Annotated in this window: 15 protein-coding genes and 1 tRNA gene; 9 read left to right on the top strand and 7 right to left on the bottom strand. The window is 62.1% G+C overall.

The genetic code is table 11. From position 1 onward, the window contains the following. Positions 1-24 precede the first annotated feature (24 nt). The gene (locus tag JOE62_RS09315; protein WP_204722086.1) at positions 25-234 is read right to left on the bottom strand and encodes a hypothetical protein; all 210 of its coding nucleotides are present in this window, start codon (positions 232-234) and stop codon (positions 25-27) included. Positions 235-278: 44 nt separating this feature from the next. Between JOE62_RS09315 and JOE62_RS09310 the strand changes: the two genes are divergently transcribed. Further along, a complete protein-coding gene (locus JOE62_RS09310; RefSeq protein ID WP_204722084.1) occupies positions 279-512 on the top strand; it encodes a DUF5703 family protein in 234 nt (77 codons plus the stop codon). A 33-nt stretch (positions 513-545) separates the two neighbouring features. Here JOE62_RS09310 and JOE62_RS09305 read toward each other — a convergent pair whose 3' ends face one another. The 5 genes from JOE62_RS09305 to JOE62_RS09285 form a co-directional block, all read right to left on the bottom strand. Next, positions 546-1,685 carry an acyl-CoA dehydrogenase family protein gene (locus tag JOE62_RS09305; RefSeq protein WP_204722082.1) on the bottom strand — a complete coding sequence of 380 codons (1,140 nt, stop codon included), beginning with the start codon at positions 1,683-1,685 and terminating at the stop codon, positions 546-548. A gap of 47 nt (positions 1,686-1,732) precedes the next feature. Next, the gene (locus tag JOE62_RS09300; protein ID WP_204722080.1) at positions 1,733-3,049 is read right to left on the bottom strand and encodes a M20/M25/M40 family metallo-hydrolase; all 1,317 of its coding nucleotides are present in this window, start codon (positions 3,047-3,049) and stop codon (positions 1,733-1,735) included. Positions 3,050-3,134: 85 nt separating this feature from the next. Beyond that, positions 3,135-4,109, bottom strand: coding sequence for a TAXI family TRAP transporter solute-binding subunit (locus JOE62_RS09295; RefSeq protein ID WP_204722078.1), 975 nt, complete (start codon positions 4,107-4,109; stop codon positions 3,135-3,137). Continuing rightward, the gene (locus tag JOE62_RS09290; RefSeq protein WP_204722076.1) at positions 4,099-5,535 is read right to left on the bottom strand and encodes an ATP-binding protein; all 1,437 of its coding nucleotides are present in this window, start codon (positions 5,533-5,535) and stop codon (positions 4,099-4,101) included. The genes JOE62_RS09295 and JOE62_RS09290 overlap by 11 nt, the downstream gene beginning before the upstream one ends. Beyond that, a complete protein-coding gene (locus JOE62_RS09285) occupies positions 5,532-6,200 on the bottom strand; it encodes a winged helix-turn-helix domain-containing protein (RefSeq protein WP_204723270.1) in 669 nt (222 codons plus the stop codon). Before JOE62_RS09285 ends, JOE62_RS09290 begins: the two co-directional genes overlap by 4 nt. 241 nt (positions 6,201-6,441) lie before the next feature. Between JOE62_RS09285 and JOE62_RS09280 the strand changes: the two genes are divergently transcribed. From JOE62_RS09280 to JOE62_RS16280, 6 genes are all read left to right on the top strand, one after another. Continuing rightward, positions 6,442-7,722 carry an Nramp family divalent metal transporter gene (locus JOE62_RS09280; protein ID WP_204722074.1) on the top strand — a complete coding sequence of 427 codons (1,281 nt, stop codon included), beginning with the start codon at positions 6,442-6,444 and terminating at the stop codon, positions 7,720-7,722. Positions 7,723-7,802: 80 nt separating this feature from the next. Beyond that, entirely contained in the window at positions 7,803-8,444 is a 642-nt protein-coding gene (locus JOE62_RS09275; protein ID WP_204722072.1) for an NADPH-dependent F420 reductase, read from the top strand. A gap of 205 nt (positions 8,445-8,649) precedes the next feature. Further along, positions 8,650-8,874 carry an FAD-binding protein gene (locus JOE62_RS16295; protein WP_338085775.1) on the top strand — a complete coding sequence of 75 codons (225 nt, stop codon included), beginning with the start codon at positions 8,650-8,652 and terminating at the stop codon, positions 8,872-8,874. Between the two features lie 182 nt (positions 8,875-9,056). Beyond that, complete coding sequence (locus JOE62_RS16290) at positions 9,057-9,194, top strand: hypothetical protein (RefSeq protein WP_239543309.1); 138 nt, start codon at positions 9,057-9,059, stop codon at positions 9,192-9,194. Next, positions 9,195-9,638 carry a hypothetical protein gene (locus JOE62_RS16285; RefSeq protein ID WP_239543307.1) on the top strand — a complete coding sequence of 148 codons (444 nt, stop codon included), beginning with the start codon at positions 9,195-9,197 and terminating at the stop codon, positions 9,636-9,638. It begins immediately after the preceding gene. 33 nt (positions 9,639-9,671) lie between these two features. After that, positions 9,672-10,067, top strand: coding sequence for an FAD-binding protein (locus JOE62_RS16280; RefSeq protein WP_239543305.1), 396 nt, complete (start codon positions 9,672-9,674; stop codon positions 10,065-10,067). Positions 10,068-10,145: 78 nt separating this feature from the next. Here the strand turns inward: JOE62_RS16280 and JOE62_RS09265 are convergent. Continuing rightward, positions 10,146-10,230: transfer RNA gene (locus tag JOE62_RS09265), tRNA-Leu, on the bottom strand. A gap of 510 nt (positions 10,231-10,740) precedes the next feature. On the opposite strand from JOE62_RS09265, the gene JOE62_RS09260 reads away from it, so the two are divergent. Next, positions 10,741-11,262: a DUF2127 domain-containing protein gene (locus JOE62_RS09260; protein ID WP_204722070.1), complete on the top strand. Its 522-nt coding sequence runs from the start codon at positions 10,741-10,743 to the stop codon at positions 11,260-11,262. A 114-nt stretch (positions 11,263-11,376) separates the two neighbouring features. Beyond that, entirely contained in the window at positions 11,377-12,354 is a 978-nt protein-coding gene (locus JOE62_RS09255; protein WP_204722068.1) for an alpha/beta fold hydrolase, read from the top strand. Positions 12,355-12,372 lie beyond the last annotated feature (18 nt).

Genomic DNA, 12,372 nt, shown 5'->3' with positions numbered 1-12,372 from the left:
GAAAAATTCACCCCGTGGTCGTACTCACGCATCATCCGAGGGTATGGTGAAGGGCAAAAGCTCGGAATACTGTTCGTAGAGGGCGTCCTCATAGTCTTCGAAGGCATCGGCCAACGCGCCAAAGGCGTCGTCGACGGAAGCCTCGGCGGCACCGCGGCTCTGCGACACAATTGCCAGATGCTGCTCCAGGCGGGCAATAAATGCTTGCAGTGCAAAACTCGGATCAGTACTCATAGCATGAGGCTACAACGCATGGCGTTCTTTAGATAGGGGGCAGGATGCTCGAAGAAAGAATTAAGCCGCCGCTGCATCATCCCGATGACCAGCGCTTCGAATACCTGGTCATCACCTCCTTCCCCGGCGAGCCGAAGCATGTAGCCCGGGCAGCCCTGCGCGAGCATGCGGATAACGGCAAATGGGAGCTGATGCGCACCTGCCGCTACGAGGGCGGCGCCTACAAGTATTGGCTGCGCCGGCGCGTGATGCGCATTCGCAGCACGCTGGCTACCTGAACCGCCACTAGGCAGGCGGCGCCGGGCCTCGCCCTAGCTGTCGAGCGGGCCGACCAGCCAAGAGGCCACCGTATTGGCAGCCGAGGCCGCATTGGACGGGTGGTACCAGCTGGCTTGCACGTCGCGGTAGAGCCGCTCGAATTCCGAGCCGCGGAAATACCCGCCGCCACCAAGCAGCCGGCCGGCAACCTGGACGTTCTCCCGCGCGGTGTCCCCCGCGATGGTCCGCAGCGTCACCAGCTTCGGGAACCAGGCACCCTGGTGGTCAGCCTTCGCTTCCAAGTCTCCGGCCACCGAGCGCTGCAAGGCATCCAGGGACAGCAGGCGCATGGCCGCCTCCGCCAGCAGGCCGCGGGCGTGGACATCCTGCGAATACTTGGTCCCGTCCTGGTGCACTCGATCCTTCAGAGCCTCCTGCGCCAGGGTCACCGCACGATCGGCGATGCCCACGTAGACGCTCGCGGTCAGGGTGAGGAAGGAGGCGAAGATGCCGAAGATCAGCGGGTCCGCGTTCGGGCCGACCGGCAGCCGGCTATGCACCCAATCGCTGGGAGCCACCGCATCCTCCAGCTTCGTGGTGTGCGACTGGCTGGCCCGCATGCCCAGGGTGTTCCAGTCGTCCATCGGCTGCACGCCTTCGCCGCGGGCGACGAAGCCGTGGACCAGCTCCCCGGAGTCCTGATCCTTGCCGAACACCCCCAGACGGGTGAACGCCGGGGAAAGCGAGGTGAAGATCTTCACGCCGGTGAATGCCACCGAACCATCGGCAGCGGTGGCCGCACTGGTCTTGGAATCGAAGAGCACCGCATCGTTGCCTGGTTCCGAAATCCCGAAGGCCATCACCTCGCCCTCGGCGACCCAATCGGCAACCATGTCCAGGCGCCGGTCCCCCCGGGCCTGCAGAAGATAGGCGACGCCTGCCCAGACCTGGTGCATGTTGATCGCCAGCGCCGTACCCGGTGCGGCCGTGGCGAGGCGGCGCTGGGCTAGCGCCAGGGTGTCGAAACTCCACCCCAGTCCCCCGCGATCCGCCGGCACCAGTGCCTTGAGGTAGCCGATTTCCACCAGCTCGTTGAAGTCGTCGATGGCGAACGCGTTGGCCTCGTCATAGCCGGCTGCCCGGCCACGGAAGCGTTCAAGCAGCTCGTTGGTCAGTACTGATTCGATGGACAATGATTCTGCTCCCGGTTTCTCTTGTGCTCGGTGGGTGGAGGAGAGTTCTAGTAGTCCTGCAAGAGCTTGTGCAGGACGCGGACGCCGAATTTGACGGAGTCCACCGGCACTCGTTCATCGACGCCGTGGAACATTCCGGTGAAGTCCAGTTCGGCGGGAAGCTGCAGCGGCGCGAATCCGTAGCCGGTGATGCCCAGCTTGGCCAGCCATTTGTTATCGGTGCCGCCGGAGAGCATATAGGGCAGGACCACCGCGTCCGGGTCCTCGGCCAAGAGCGATTCGATCATCGAATCCACCAGCGCACCGGCGAACGGCACCTCAAGGGAATCCTGCTCATGCACCATGGACAGCTCGACGTGCTCCCCGGCCAATTCGCGCAGGGTCTGCACGGTGGCTTCGTGCTGCTCGGGCAGGGTGCGGCAGTCGATCAGCGCTTCGGCATGGCCGGGAATGACGTTGTGCTTGTAGCCGGCGTCCAATGCGGAGGGGTTCGCGGTATTCTGCAAGGTCGCGCCGACGAACCTCGAGACGTTGCCCATGGCCGAGAGCAGCGGTGCAGGATCTGCTTCATCGAAGTCCAGCCCGGACAGCTCGGCCACCTGTTCAAGCAAGGCCCGCGTGGTCTTGGTGTAGGACAGCGGCCACTGATGCTCGCCGATGCGATGCACGGCTCCTGCCAGACGGGTGACCGCATTATCGGTGTTCAGCTGCGAACCGTGGCCTGCCATGCCCTGGGCGCTCAGCTTCAGCCAGGCGATGCCCTTTTCCGCGGTCTGCAGCATGTAGGCGCGGCGGCCGTTGATCTCGACCGAGAACCCGCCGACTTCGCTGATCGCCTCGGTGGCGCCGGCAAAGAGCTCTGGATGGTTCTGCACCATCCAGCCTGCACCATAGTCCCCGCCGGCTTCCTCATCGGCAAAGAAGGCGATGACCAGGTCGCGCCGTTGGGTGATCTTTTCGCGCTGCAGATGGCGGATGGCGGCGATGATCATTGCGTCCATGTTCTTCATGTCTACCGCACCGCGTCCCCAGATCATCGAGTCGATGATCTCCGCCCCGAAGGGATCCACGCTCCAGTCTTCGGCGATGGCCGGCACGACATCCAAATGGCCGTGCACCACCAGGGCCGGCAGCGCCGGGTCAGCACCCGGAATACGCGTTAGCACATTGGCCCGCCCGGGAGCAGACTCGTAGATCTTCGCCTCCAGGCCAACTTCCTGGAGCAAACCGGCAACATATTCGGCGGCCTCCAGCTCGCCTGCCCCCTTGTTGCCACCGTAGTTCGTCGTGTCGATCTGGATCAGTTTCCGGCAAATCTCGACGGCTTCATTTTCCATGCGTGCAATGGCGTCGGCAGTGGGCATCGCAATTGATCCTCTCGTAGCAGTGCTCTGCCATACACACTAGTCGGCCAAGCCCCCGGCCGTCTCGTATCGGCGTGCCCGAAGCTTATCCGTGCAGTTCCCGGTAGGCGGTGCGCGCACCCGGGTGCAACGGCAGGCCACCGGTGCTGATCAAGGTTTCAGTGCTCAGGAATTGGATGCCGGCGCTGGAGGCCGGGACCAGCTGGTCAGCGTGGTCGACCAGGAGCTTGACGATGGCTCCGGCCAGGTCATCAGCCATATCCGCGCGCGCCATCAACAAGTTGCCAACCCCGATTGTCTGGACGGACTTGACGCCGTGGTAGGTTCCCTCCGGGATGACAACCGCGTCGTACAGGTCCGGGTACCGCTCACGCAACTGCGGCAGGACCCCCGACACGTCGAGCAGTTCCAGATCCATGCTGGACGCGAGTTCGCTCAGCGGCATCACCGGCAGGCCACCGAAGAGGAAGAGCGCGTCAATGCTTCCGCGGCTCAGCGCGTCCAGCCCTGCCGCGTACCCGTACTGCAGCTCCGTGGGCGCATTCGCGCTGTTCTTGAGCTTCGCCGCTTCAAGGATCCGCTGGCCGGTAACCCACGTACCGGATTCCGGAGCGCCGGTTCCGATGGTGCGTCCTGCCAGATCATGCAGCGATTCAATGCCGGTTCCAGGACGGAGGATGCAATGGAAGTAGTTCTGGTAGACGCGGCCCAGGGCCAGCGGCGGGGCTTTCGAAGCATAGTCCTTCCGGTACTGTTCCACGGTATCGGCCAGCGCCAGAGCCAGCTCGGCCTCATTGCCTGCGAGCATCGCCAGGTTCTGGGCGCTAGCTTGGGTGTTCAAGGCGCTGGACTGCTCGGAGACCCCGTTGGCCACCAACACCTTGGAGAGCAAGGAGGCAAATTGGAAGTACATTCCCCCATCTTCCCCTGAAGCGATATCCAATCGGCCTGCACTTGCCCTCGAAGTGCAAGAACCCAAGGCCGGGATCGTGGCAGCCACCGGGAGCGCAAGCAGGTATTTGAGCAGATTCCGCCGCGATGGCAATGGCTCAGGATTCATCGTTGACCTCGGTTTCCTCGGTGTGCCGCGGAAGGCTGATGGTCGCTTTCAGCCCCTGGCCCGGAGCCGATTCCAGCGTGAGCCCACCGGCATTGGCGCGTGCCAGGCGATCGACGATGGCCAATCCCAGGCCGGTTCCCGGGCGGTGCCGCACCTGTTCTGCGCGCCAGAAGCGATCTGCGGCGTTCTCCAGTTCAGCGGCGCTCATGCCGGGACCGTGGTCTTGTATCTGGATCTCGGCAGTTCGCTGGTGGAGCCCAAGGCCCAGTACGATCCTGCTGCCGGGTGCGTATTTGAAGGCGTTCTCCACGAGCTCTGCGAGCATCTGCTGCAGATCAAAGCCGTTGCACCACGCGATGGCTTCCGGTTCCGAGGTGGCACTGGCATCGAGTACCAGCTGGCTGCCCAGCAGCCGGGCAGCTTCGGATTGCCGTTCGACTTCTTCGGCAAGCATCTGCCCGACGTCGATTTGCTGGCCGCGCACAGCTGCGTCGGGCAGTGCGTCCCCGGCTTTCTGCTCGGTCAGCCTATGCTCGGCGCTGGCCAAGCGCGTGACGCCATCCAGCAAGGTCTCCACCCGATCCAGTTCGCTTTCCACGGCGCGCACTCCAGCGGGATCCGCCTGCTCGCCCAGGCGCATCTTCAGCAGATCCACGCGAAGCCTCAAAGCTGCTACCGGGTTGCGCAGCTGATGGGATGTCTCGGCGATGAGCTCTTGCTGCTGTTCAAGGCTCTCGGCCATGGTCCGGGCCATATTGCTTAGCGACCGGGACAGCTGGCGCAGCTCTGGCGGTCCTTGCTCTTCCAGATGCACCGGCACCTGGTGCTGCGCAATGTCATTGACCGCATCGTTGAGCCGGTGCACCGGGCGAAGCACCCAAGAGGTGAGGCGGTCGGCCAGGAGCAGCAGTCCGGCACCAAGGGACATGACCATGAGCCAGAGCACGCTGGACTTTTCCAGCACCTTTGTGCGTGCAGTTTCCAGGTTCACTTGCATGGTGACCGAGCCGAGCACCTGGGCGGAATTGCCGAAAGGCTGCGAAAGCAATGCAGTGGCATCGGAGAAGAGATCGATGGGCGGAAGCTGGAGGAGCCCGAGGTTCAGTTCGGCATTGCGCACGGCCTGCGCCACCTCGGGGTCCTGCGGGTCGATGCTCCCCGAGACCAATTGCCGCTGGCCAAGGTTGATCAGCAGGCCTTCGCCGTACAAATCGCTATAGGTATCCATCTCCAGCTGGAGCAGCGACATGTCGCTGTTCAGGTCGGCATGGGTGGCGAGCTGGACGAAACGGTTCAATGCCGAAATCCGGTTCAGCTGCAGATCCGCGGTGGCATCCCGGCTCACGCTCTGCAGCAGCATCGCGCTGGTGATCGCGACGATCGCCAGCAGCAGCGTGCCCAAAATTCCCAGTACGCGCAGCCTCACGGGTTCGGCGTTTCCAACCGGTAGCCGACCCCGCGGACGTTCACAATCATCCCCGGGGCAGCGAGCTTGGAACGCAAGCCGGTGAGGTGGACATCCAAGGAACGAGAAACCGCAATGAATGCGTCGCCCCAGAGGTGGTCAAGGATCTGCTCCCGGGTGACTACCGATCCGGCGTGCTGGGACAGCAACGCCAGCAAGTCGAATTCCTTAGCGGTCAAATGCAGCGACCGCCCGTCGAGTACCGCTTCGTGCTTGCCAGTATCCACGCGCAGCCCGCCGGCGATGAGCACGCCGTCATTGTCGTCGGCGAGCACCTTCGCCCGCCGTGCCACTGCGTCAATGCGGGCAAGGAGAACTGCCAGGCCGATGGGCTTGACCAGGAAATCGTCCGCGCCCTGGCGCAGCCCCCGGACCACGCTGCGCTCGTCATTGCGAGCCGAGAGGATGACGACGGGAACGTCGCTAACTTGACGCAGCTTGCGCAGGACTTCAAGCCCGTCCATATCCGGCAGGCCCAGATCCAGCAGGATCATCTGCGCGTTGCGATGCTTCAACAGGGCGTCGGCACCGCGGCCGACATGCTCTGCCTGGTGGCCTGCCGCACGCACCGCATCAATCAGGGCGCGGGCGACGGCCTCGTCGTCTTCGACGATCAACAGCTGCACGGCATCATCCTCGGTGATCAGATCCGGGCGCGAAGCCCGCAGGTAACTGGTCAATTCTAGCAATTCGGGCACGCAGTGTTTCTCACGTCACCCTCAAACTTAAGAAAGTGTTAGTAGTTGACCGCGAGTTTGCCAGTAAGAAAGATCACAACCAAGATTGAATACGATCTCACACCCCCGTGGTCCGCATCACCGTAGATGCGATGCCGCGGCGGCATCGCATTGCGGCAAAGGAAATTAAATGAGTGAAAACATCGAGGCGCAACGCGCCGACCTGGACGCTGGCGGCCCACCGCGCTGGAAAGTCATCGGCCCTGGCTTGGTCGTTGCGGCGACCGGCGTGGGCGCGGCCGACATGGTTGCCACCCTGGTAGCAGGCAGCCAGTATGGCTATGCCCTGCTGTGGGCGGTGATTGTCGGCGTGATCCTGAAGATTGTTCTGGTTGAAGGCGCCGGCCGCTACACCTTGGCCACCGGAAAGACCATCTTCGAGGGCTGGAGCACCCTGGGCAAGTGGACCACCTGGTACTTCGGTCCCTACATCATCATCTGGGGCTTCGTCTACGGCGCTACCGCGATGAGCTCTGCCGCGTTGCCGCTGGCGGCGTTGATGCCTGCAGTGGACCTGAAGATCTGGGCAGTGATCATGGGCCTGCTGGGTTTCGTGATGGTCTGGTTCGGCAAGTACAACTTCTTCGAGAAGATCACCGCCGTGCTGGTGGGCATCATGTTCGTGACCGTGGTGGGCTTGGCGTTCATCGCTGTGCCGAACATTCCGGAGATGCTCAAGGGCCTGATCCCGATGATTCCACAGGGCGGCGTGGTCTACACCCTGGCTTTGGCCGGCGGCGTCGGCGGCACCATCACCTTGGCCGCCTACGGCTACTGGCTGCGCGAAAAGGGCTGGTACACCCCTAAGTGGATGCGTGTCATGCGCATCGACAACACCATGGCCTACGTCATGACCGGCATTTTCGTGCTCGCGATGCTGGTCGTCGGCGCAGAAGTTGTTCGCGCCGCTGGCGTCACCATTTCCGGTGGCGACAAGGGACTGCTGGAACTGGGCGATGTGCTGAAGGCCGAGTACGGCGATGTTGTCGGCAACGGCTTCCTGGTAGGCTTCTGGGCCGCTTCCTTCTCGTCGATCATCGGCGTGTGGAACGGCGTTTCGCTGATGTTCGCTGACTTCTGGGGCCACATGCGCAAGAAGCCTGCAAACCACCCGGACACCATGACCGGTGGCAAGTACTTCAAGTTCTACGTCCTGTGGCTGACCTTCCCGCCAATGGTGCTGTTCCTGCTGGACAAGCCGATCGCCCTGATCCTGGCCTACGGCGTCCTGGGCGCACTGTTCATGCCGTTCCTGGCAGTCACCCTCTTGGGCCTGCTCAACGGCAAGCGCATCCCGAAGGCATGGGCGAACCGCTGGCACACCAATACGGCGCTGGCGATTACCGCGGTGCTGTTCATCATCTTGGGCTTGCAGCAGCTGATCAAGTCCCTTGCTCCGCTTTGGAGCTGACAAGCTTCCGCTAAGTTGAAGGCCGTGGTGGCATGCAATAAATTGCATGCCACCACGGCCTTCGCGTCTAGGCTGGAGCTATGAGCATCAAGCGGATTGGAATCCTGGGCGCAGGACGAGCTGGCACGGCATTGGCCCGGGCAGCGGCAGCTGCCGGCATTGAGGTACGCATCGCGGGCTCGCGGCCGCCGCGGATGATGAAATACCACTTGGCGCAGTATGCATCCCGGGCCACCGGCGTGCTGGCCGAGGAGATCGCCGAGGATGTCGATTTGGTGGTTCTCATGGTGCCGCAGGAAGAACTCGGCGACATCGATGTCTCCTCCTTGGCTGGCACCCTGCTGGTGGATGCGACCAACCGTTGGGAAGAAGAGCCGCTTCCCGAGTGGCTGGAAGCCTCGCTGGATGCCGGCCTGTCCAGTTCCGAGGGCATCGCGGCCCGCTTCAAGAGCTCGCGCGTAGTCAAGGCACTGAATCACATCAGCCATTGGGATATGGATGCGGATCGGGCAACTAAGCAATCTGCGCAACGTGCACTGGGCGTCGCCGCGGATAACGCGCAGGATGCCCAGATGGTTTCGGAACTCACCAAGGCATTGGGTTTCTCCCCGGTGCAGCTGTCCAGCTTGGCAGCCGGCCGGGTGCTGGAACCGCAGGGACCGGTCTTCAACCAGGTGCTGGATGCCGAGAGCCTGCGCCGGCTCAGCGGTACCCGAGGGTAGCTGGGCTCAAGACACGACGGTTCCATCCAGTGCGACTGGTTCGCAGTGAATCGGCAGTGGACAGTTAATCTTCTGGATACTTTTGGTCCATTTCGAGAGGATGCCCGCACATGTCCGAAAGCACCTCGTTCAACATTCCAGCCAGCAGCATCAGCAACTGGGATTACGAGGCCGGTGTGGTGGTTGCCGGCTAGGCATCGCCGGGGTGAGCACCGCCATCGAGGCTGCACGCGCCGGAGCCGAGGTGCTGGTGCTCGAACGTTCCGGAGGCTGGGGCGGCGCCGCGTCCATGGCCGGCGGCTTCATCTACCTCGGAGGAGGCACTCCCCTTCAACGGGCGCTGGGTTTCGAGGACACGGTGGAGAACATGAAGGCATTCATGAAGGCCGCTCTCCGCCCGGGGACCGACGAGGCGAAGGTCGATGCCTAGTGCGAGGGCAGCGTGGATCATTACAACTGGCCGGTCGACGCGGGCGTCGTCTTCAAGGAATCCTTCTGGGGGCAGCCTGGCTGGGAACCTCCCCATGATGACGGGCGATTGCACTCCGGCGGCGAAAATACAGCCCCGTTCAGCGCCTCGATTCTCCGGCTCCGCGCGGGCACGTTCCGAAGATGTCCAGTAAGAAGACCGGCGAGCAGGGCGGCAGCTACATGCTCATGAAACCGCTGGTCGAGACCGAGCAACCCCTGGGCGTGCGCGCCGAATTCGACCTGCGCGTCCAGTCACTGGTCGTCGAGGCGGATGGATGAGTGGTTGGCATCGGAGCCAAGCGCTACGGCGAAGACGTCTACGTCAAGGCCCGCCTCGGCGAGCTCCTGGCCATGGGCAGTTTCGCCTTCAATGAGGACATGGTCCGCGCCAACGAACCGCGCTTCCTGGGCCGCCTGGCTGCATCCATCGAGGCGCACGACGGGCGTGCCATCCAGATGGGCCAGTCAATTGGCGCTGCCACCGCCCATACGGACGCCACCGAGGTCGCATTCTTCTGCGATCCGCAGCTGCTGGTGCGCGGCATCCTGGTCAACGGCCGCGGCCAGCGCTACATCAACGAGGACACCTACCCGGGCCGGCTCGGCCAGGCGACGCTGTTCCACCAGGAAAACCAAGCGTTCCTGGTCATCGACGAGACTGCATTCGAAGAAGGCTGGGCCAGCGAAACCTCCAGCCCGGAACTGCTGATGCAGCCAACCTAGGTTGCCGTCACCGCCGCCGGATTGGCAGCCGAGATGGGACTGCCTGCAGGCAGCCTCCAGGCCACCATCGAGCAGTACAACCGCTTCGCGGCCGAGGGCACCGATCCCCTGCTGGGCAAGAACCCCAAGTGGGTCAACCCACTGCGCGGTGCGCTGGCGGCGATCGACCTGCGTGGCCGAACCGGAGGATTCACCCTGGGCGGACTGAAGACCGATACCAACCCACAGGTACTGCATGTTTCGGGCGCAACGATCCCGGGCTTGTTCGCGGCGGGACGCTACACTTCGGGGGTCTGCGCCGGCGGCTACGCCAGCGGTACCAGCCTGGGCGGTGGAAGCTTCTTCCGACGCCGCGCCGGAATCAGCGCGGCACAGGAAGCAAAGTCCCCGGATGGCATCGCGATGGCGCAGGGAGCCGCGGCTCATTGAATCCGTCCCCAGCGGGCCAAGATTTCTGGCAGATGTGAAAAATCCCCGGTTGACCAAAGTCAACCGGGGATTTACCTGTGCGCGAAAGGGGACTTGAACCCCTACCCTCTATTCGAGGACCAGCACCTCAAGCTGGCGCGTCTACCTATTCCGCCACCCGCGCAGGTTGTCTGTTGTTCGCGTTGTTATCGCTGGCAACGAAGTAAAACTCTACCACCGCTTTCGCGTGAATTCCAATCGGCCACCAGCTGCCCCGAAGTCGTCGAAACGCCCGTAAATTCGCGGAATATTCGGCCTTGAGTAGGAGGTTTCAGCATTTTCACTGCAATTTCGTGTCAAGGGTCACAAGATTTTCGGCAGAATTGCAGGTTTTCGCCGACCGTGGTGCCAGTTGCCAGCGATTCAAGCATTCAACTGTACTCGCTCAGGCGTGCGAATGACGCGAGTGCCCACTGTCTTTCGTTGATCAATTAGGCGAAGCGACGGCTCACTGTCCTCGTGGCTTCGATCAGCGCCTGATCTCGCTACGACATTCAGGAACGAAAACTGATTGCAAATGAACATCGCTCGCCACGTGGAATCGAATTGGCAGCATGCCAGCTCTCAGATACTCCATAGCGATTCGTCGCACTTTGAGAAGTAAGCTCAGATCATCGTTAATGCTTGTCAAACAATGAAGAAAGCACAGCGGGCCATGAACCATCCGGAATCAGCACCAGGACAAGGCAAACGCCGCAGATTGCTTGACCGAACTTTTTACGTGGGTCTGATCCTCAAGGGCATCACGGGCGTTTCGGAACTCGTGGCTGGCACCATATTTCTCTTTGCCGGGCCATCTCAGATCATTGTGTTCGTAAGTGCAGTGACTCACCACGAACTTTCCAAAGATCCGCAGGATTTCATCGCCCGCTTTCTGGTCAGTTTGGCTGAACGCCTAGATGTTTCTGCAACACTCTTTGCAGCGGCTTACCTGATACTCCATGGGATAGTAAAGGTGGTGCTGGTGTGGGCAGTGCTGAGAAAGCAATTGTGGGCTTATCCGTGGCTCATTGGATTCCTGATTGCATTCATCGTGTACCAGATCTACGAGCTGTTTATCAGCTTCAGCTGGGGACTCATCGGGCTCACAGTTTTGGACGCATTCATCGTTGTACTGACATGGCGCGAGTATCAACTTCATCGACGGACAGCTTGAACTCTCCAGCCGAGCTTCCCGCATTTTCAATGATGGCCGGCCAAGGAGATTTAGAAGAGCGGAAGCAACTTTCGATGAATCCCTCGTTGGCCCGCTTTCCCGTAAAGTGCGTACATGACTGATTTTTCCCTCGGCAGCGATCCCATCCATCACGGGCTGATGCCGACCGACGATGGCCACCAGCTGTACTGGGAAGAGTTCGGACGGCGCGACGGAATCCCGGCACTGCATCTGCACGGCGGCCCGGGAGGAACGCTCGGCGTCAGCGGCTATCGAAACCGCTGGGACCTGTCCCGTACGCGCCTCATTGGTTTCGAGCAGCGCGGTTGCGGCCGTTCCCTCCCCTCGGCTGCAGATGCAAACGTGGAGATGGAATCATTCACTACCCCGCGGCTCATTGCCGACATCGAAACGTTGCGCATCGGGCTGGGAATCGAGAAATGGATCCTCAATGGCGTGTCCTGGGGCTCGACCTTGGCGCTCGCCTACGCGCAGGCGCATCCCGAACGTGTTATCGGCATCGTACTGTTCGCGGTGACGACAACCAGCCGTGAAGAAGTCCAATGGATCACCGAAACCGTCGGAGCGCTCTTCCCCGAGGCATGGGACCGGCTCGCGGGATTCGCCAGCAGGCATGTTCCTGCCTATGCGTCCGGAGAGTTGCGGCTCGTCGAGGCCTACGCGCAACTGCTCAGCTCCAGCGATCTTGAACTTCGCGATGCGGCCTCCCTCGAATGGGCCCTGTGGGAGGACACCCACATTTCCCTCGGCTCCGAGCAGGTGGTTCGGGATCCGCGCTGGGAAGAGCGCAGTTTTCGGCATTCGATGTCCCGGATGACGACGCACTTCTGGGCCCACGACGGCTTCTGCCAGCCACCGATCCTCGAGAACATGGCCAAGATCCAGCATCTTCCGGCCGTCCTGATCCACGGACGCGCCGATGTTTCCGGTCCTGCAAGAACCGCATGGAAGCTGCACCAGCTTTGGCCGGCTTCCTCGCTGGTCATCTGCGAAGAAGATGGCCACGGAGGAGCGGACATGGTGGATCACTGGACATCCGCAAACGCGAAGATGCTTGACCTGGCTTCTTGATAGCATCAGAGGCGGAGT

This window comes from Glutamicibacter nicotianae, assembly GCF_016907615.1.
Classification (GTDB): Bacteria; Actinomycetota; Actinomycetes; order Actinomycetales; family Micrococcaceae; genus Glutamicibacter; species Glutamicibacter nicotianae.
This window is presented reverse-complemented; position numbering and strand designations above follow the sequence as displayed.

Bases quoted from the DNA above. Each gene is read 5' to 3' on its own strand.
- JOE62_RS09315 (WP_204722086.1), bottom strand. From the start codon at position 234: ATGAGTACTGATCCGAGTTTTGCACTGCAAGCATTTATTGCCCGCCTG.
- JOE62_RS09310 (WP_204722084.1), top strand. From the start codon at position 279: ATGCTCGAAGAAAGAATTAAGCCGCCGCTGCATCATCCCGATGACCAG.
- JOE62_RS09300 (WP_204722080.1), bottom strand. From the start codon at position 3,049: ATGCCCACTGCCGACGCCATTGCACGCATGGAAAATGAAGCCGTCGAG.
- JOE62_RS09295 (WP_204722078.1), bottom strand. From the start codon at position 4,109: ATGAATCCTGAGCCATTGCCATCGCGGCGGAATCTGCTCAAATACCTG.
- JOE62_RS09280 (WP_204722074.1), top strand. From the start codon at position 6,442: ATGAGTGAAAACATCGAGGCGCAACGCGCCGACCTGGACGCTGGCGGC.
- JOE62_RS09275 (WP_204722072.1), top strand. From the start codon at position 7,803: ATGAGCATCAAGCGGATTGGAATCCTGGGCGCAGGACGAGCTGGCACG.
- JOE62_RS16290 (WP_239543309.1), top strand. From the start codon at position 9,057: ATGTCCAGTAAGAAGACCGGCGAGCAGGGCGGCAGCTACATGCTCATG.
- JOE62_RS16280 (WP_239543305.1), top strand. From the start codon at position 9,672: ATGGGACTGCCTGCAGGCAGCCTCCAGGCCACCATCGAGCAGTACAAC.
- JOE62_RS09260 (WP_204722070.1), top strand. From the start codon at position 10,741: ATGAAGAAAGCACAGCGGGCCATGAACCATCCGGAATCAGCACCAGGA.
- JOE62_RS09255 (WP_204722068.1), top strand. From the start codon at position 11,377: ATGACTGATTTTTCCCTCGGCAGCGATCCCATCCATCACGGGCTGATG.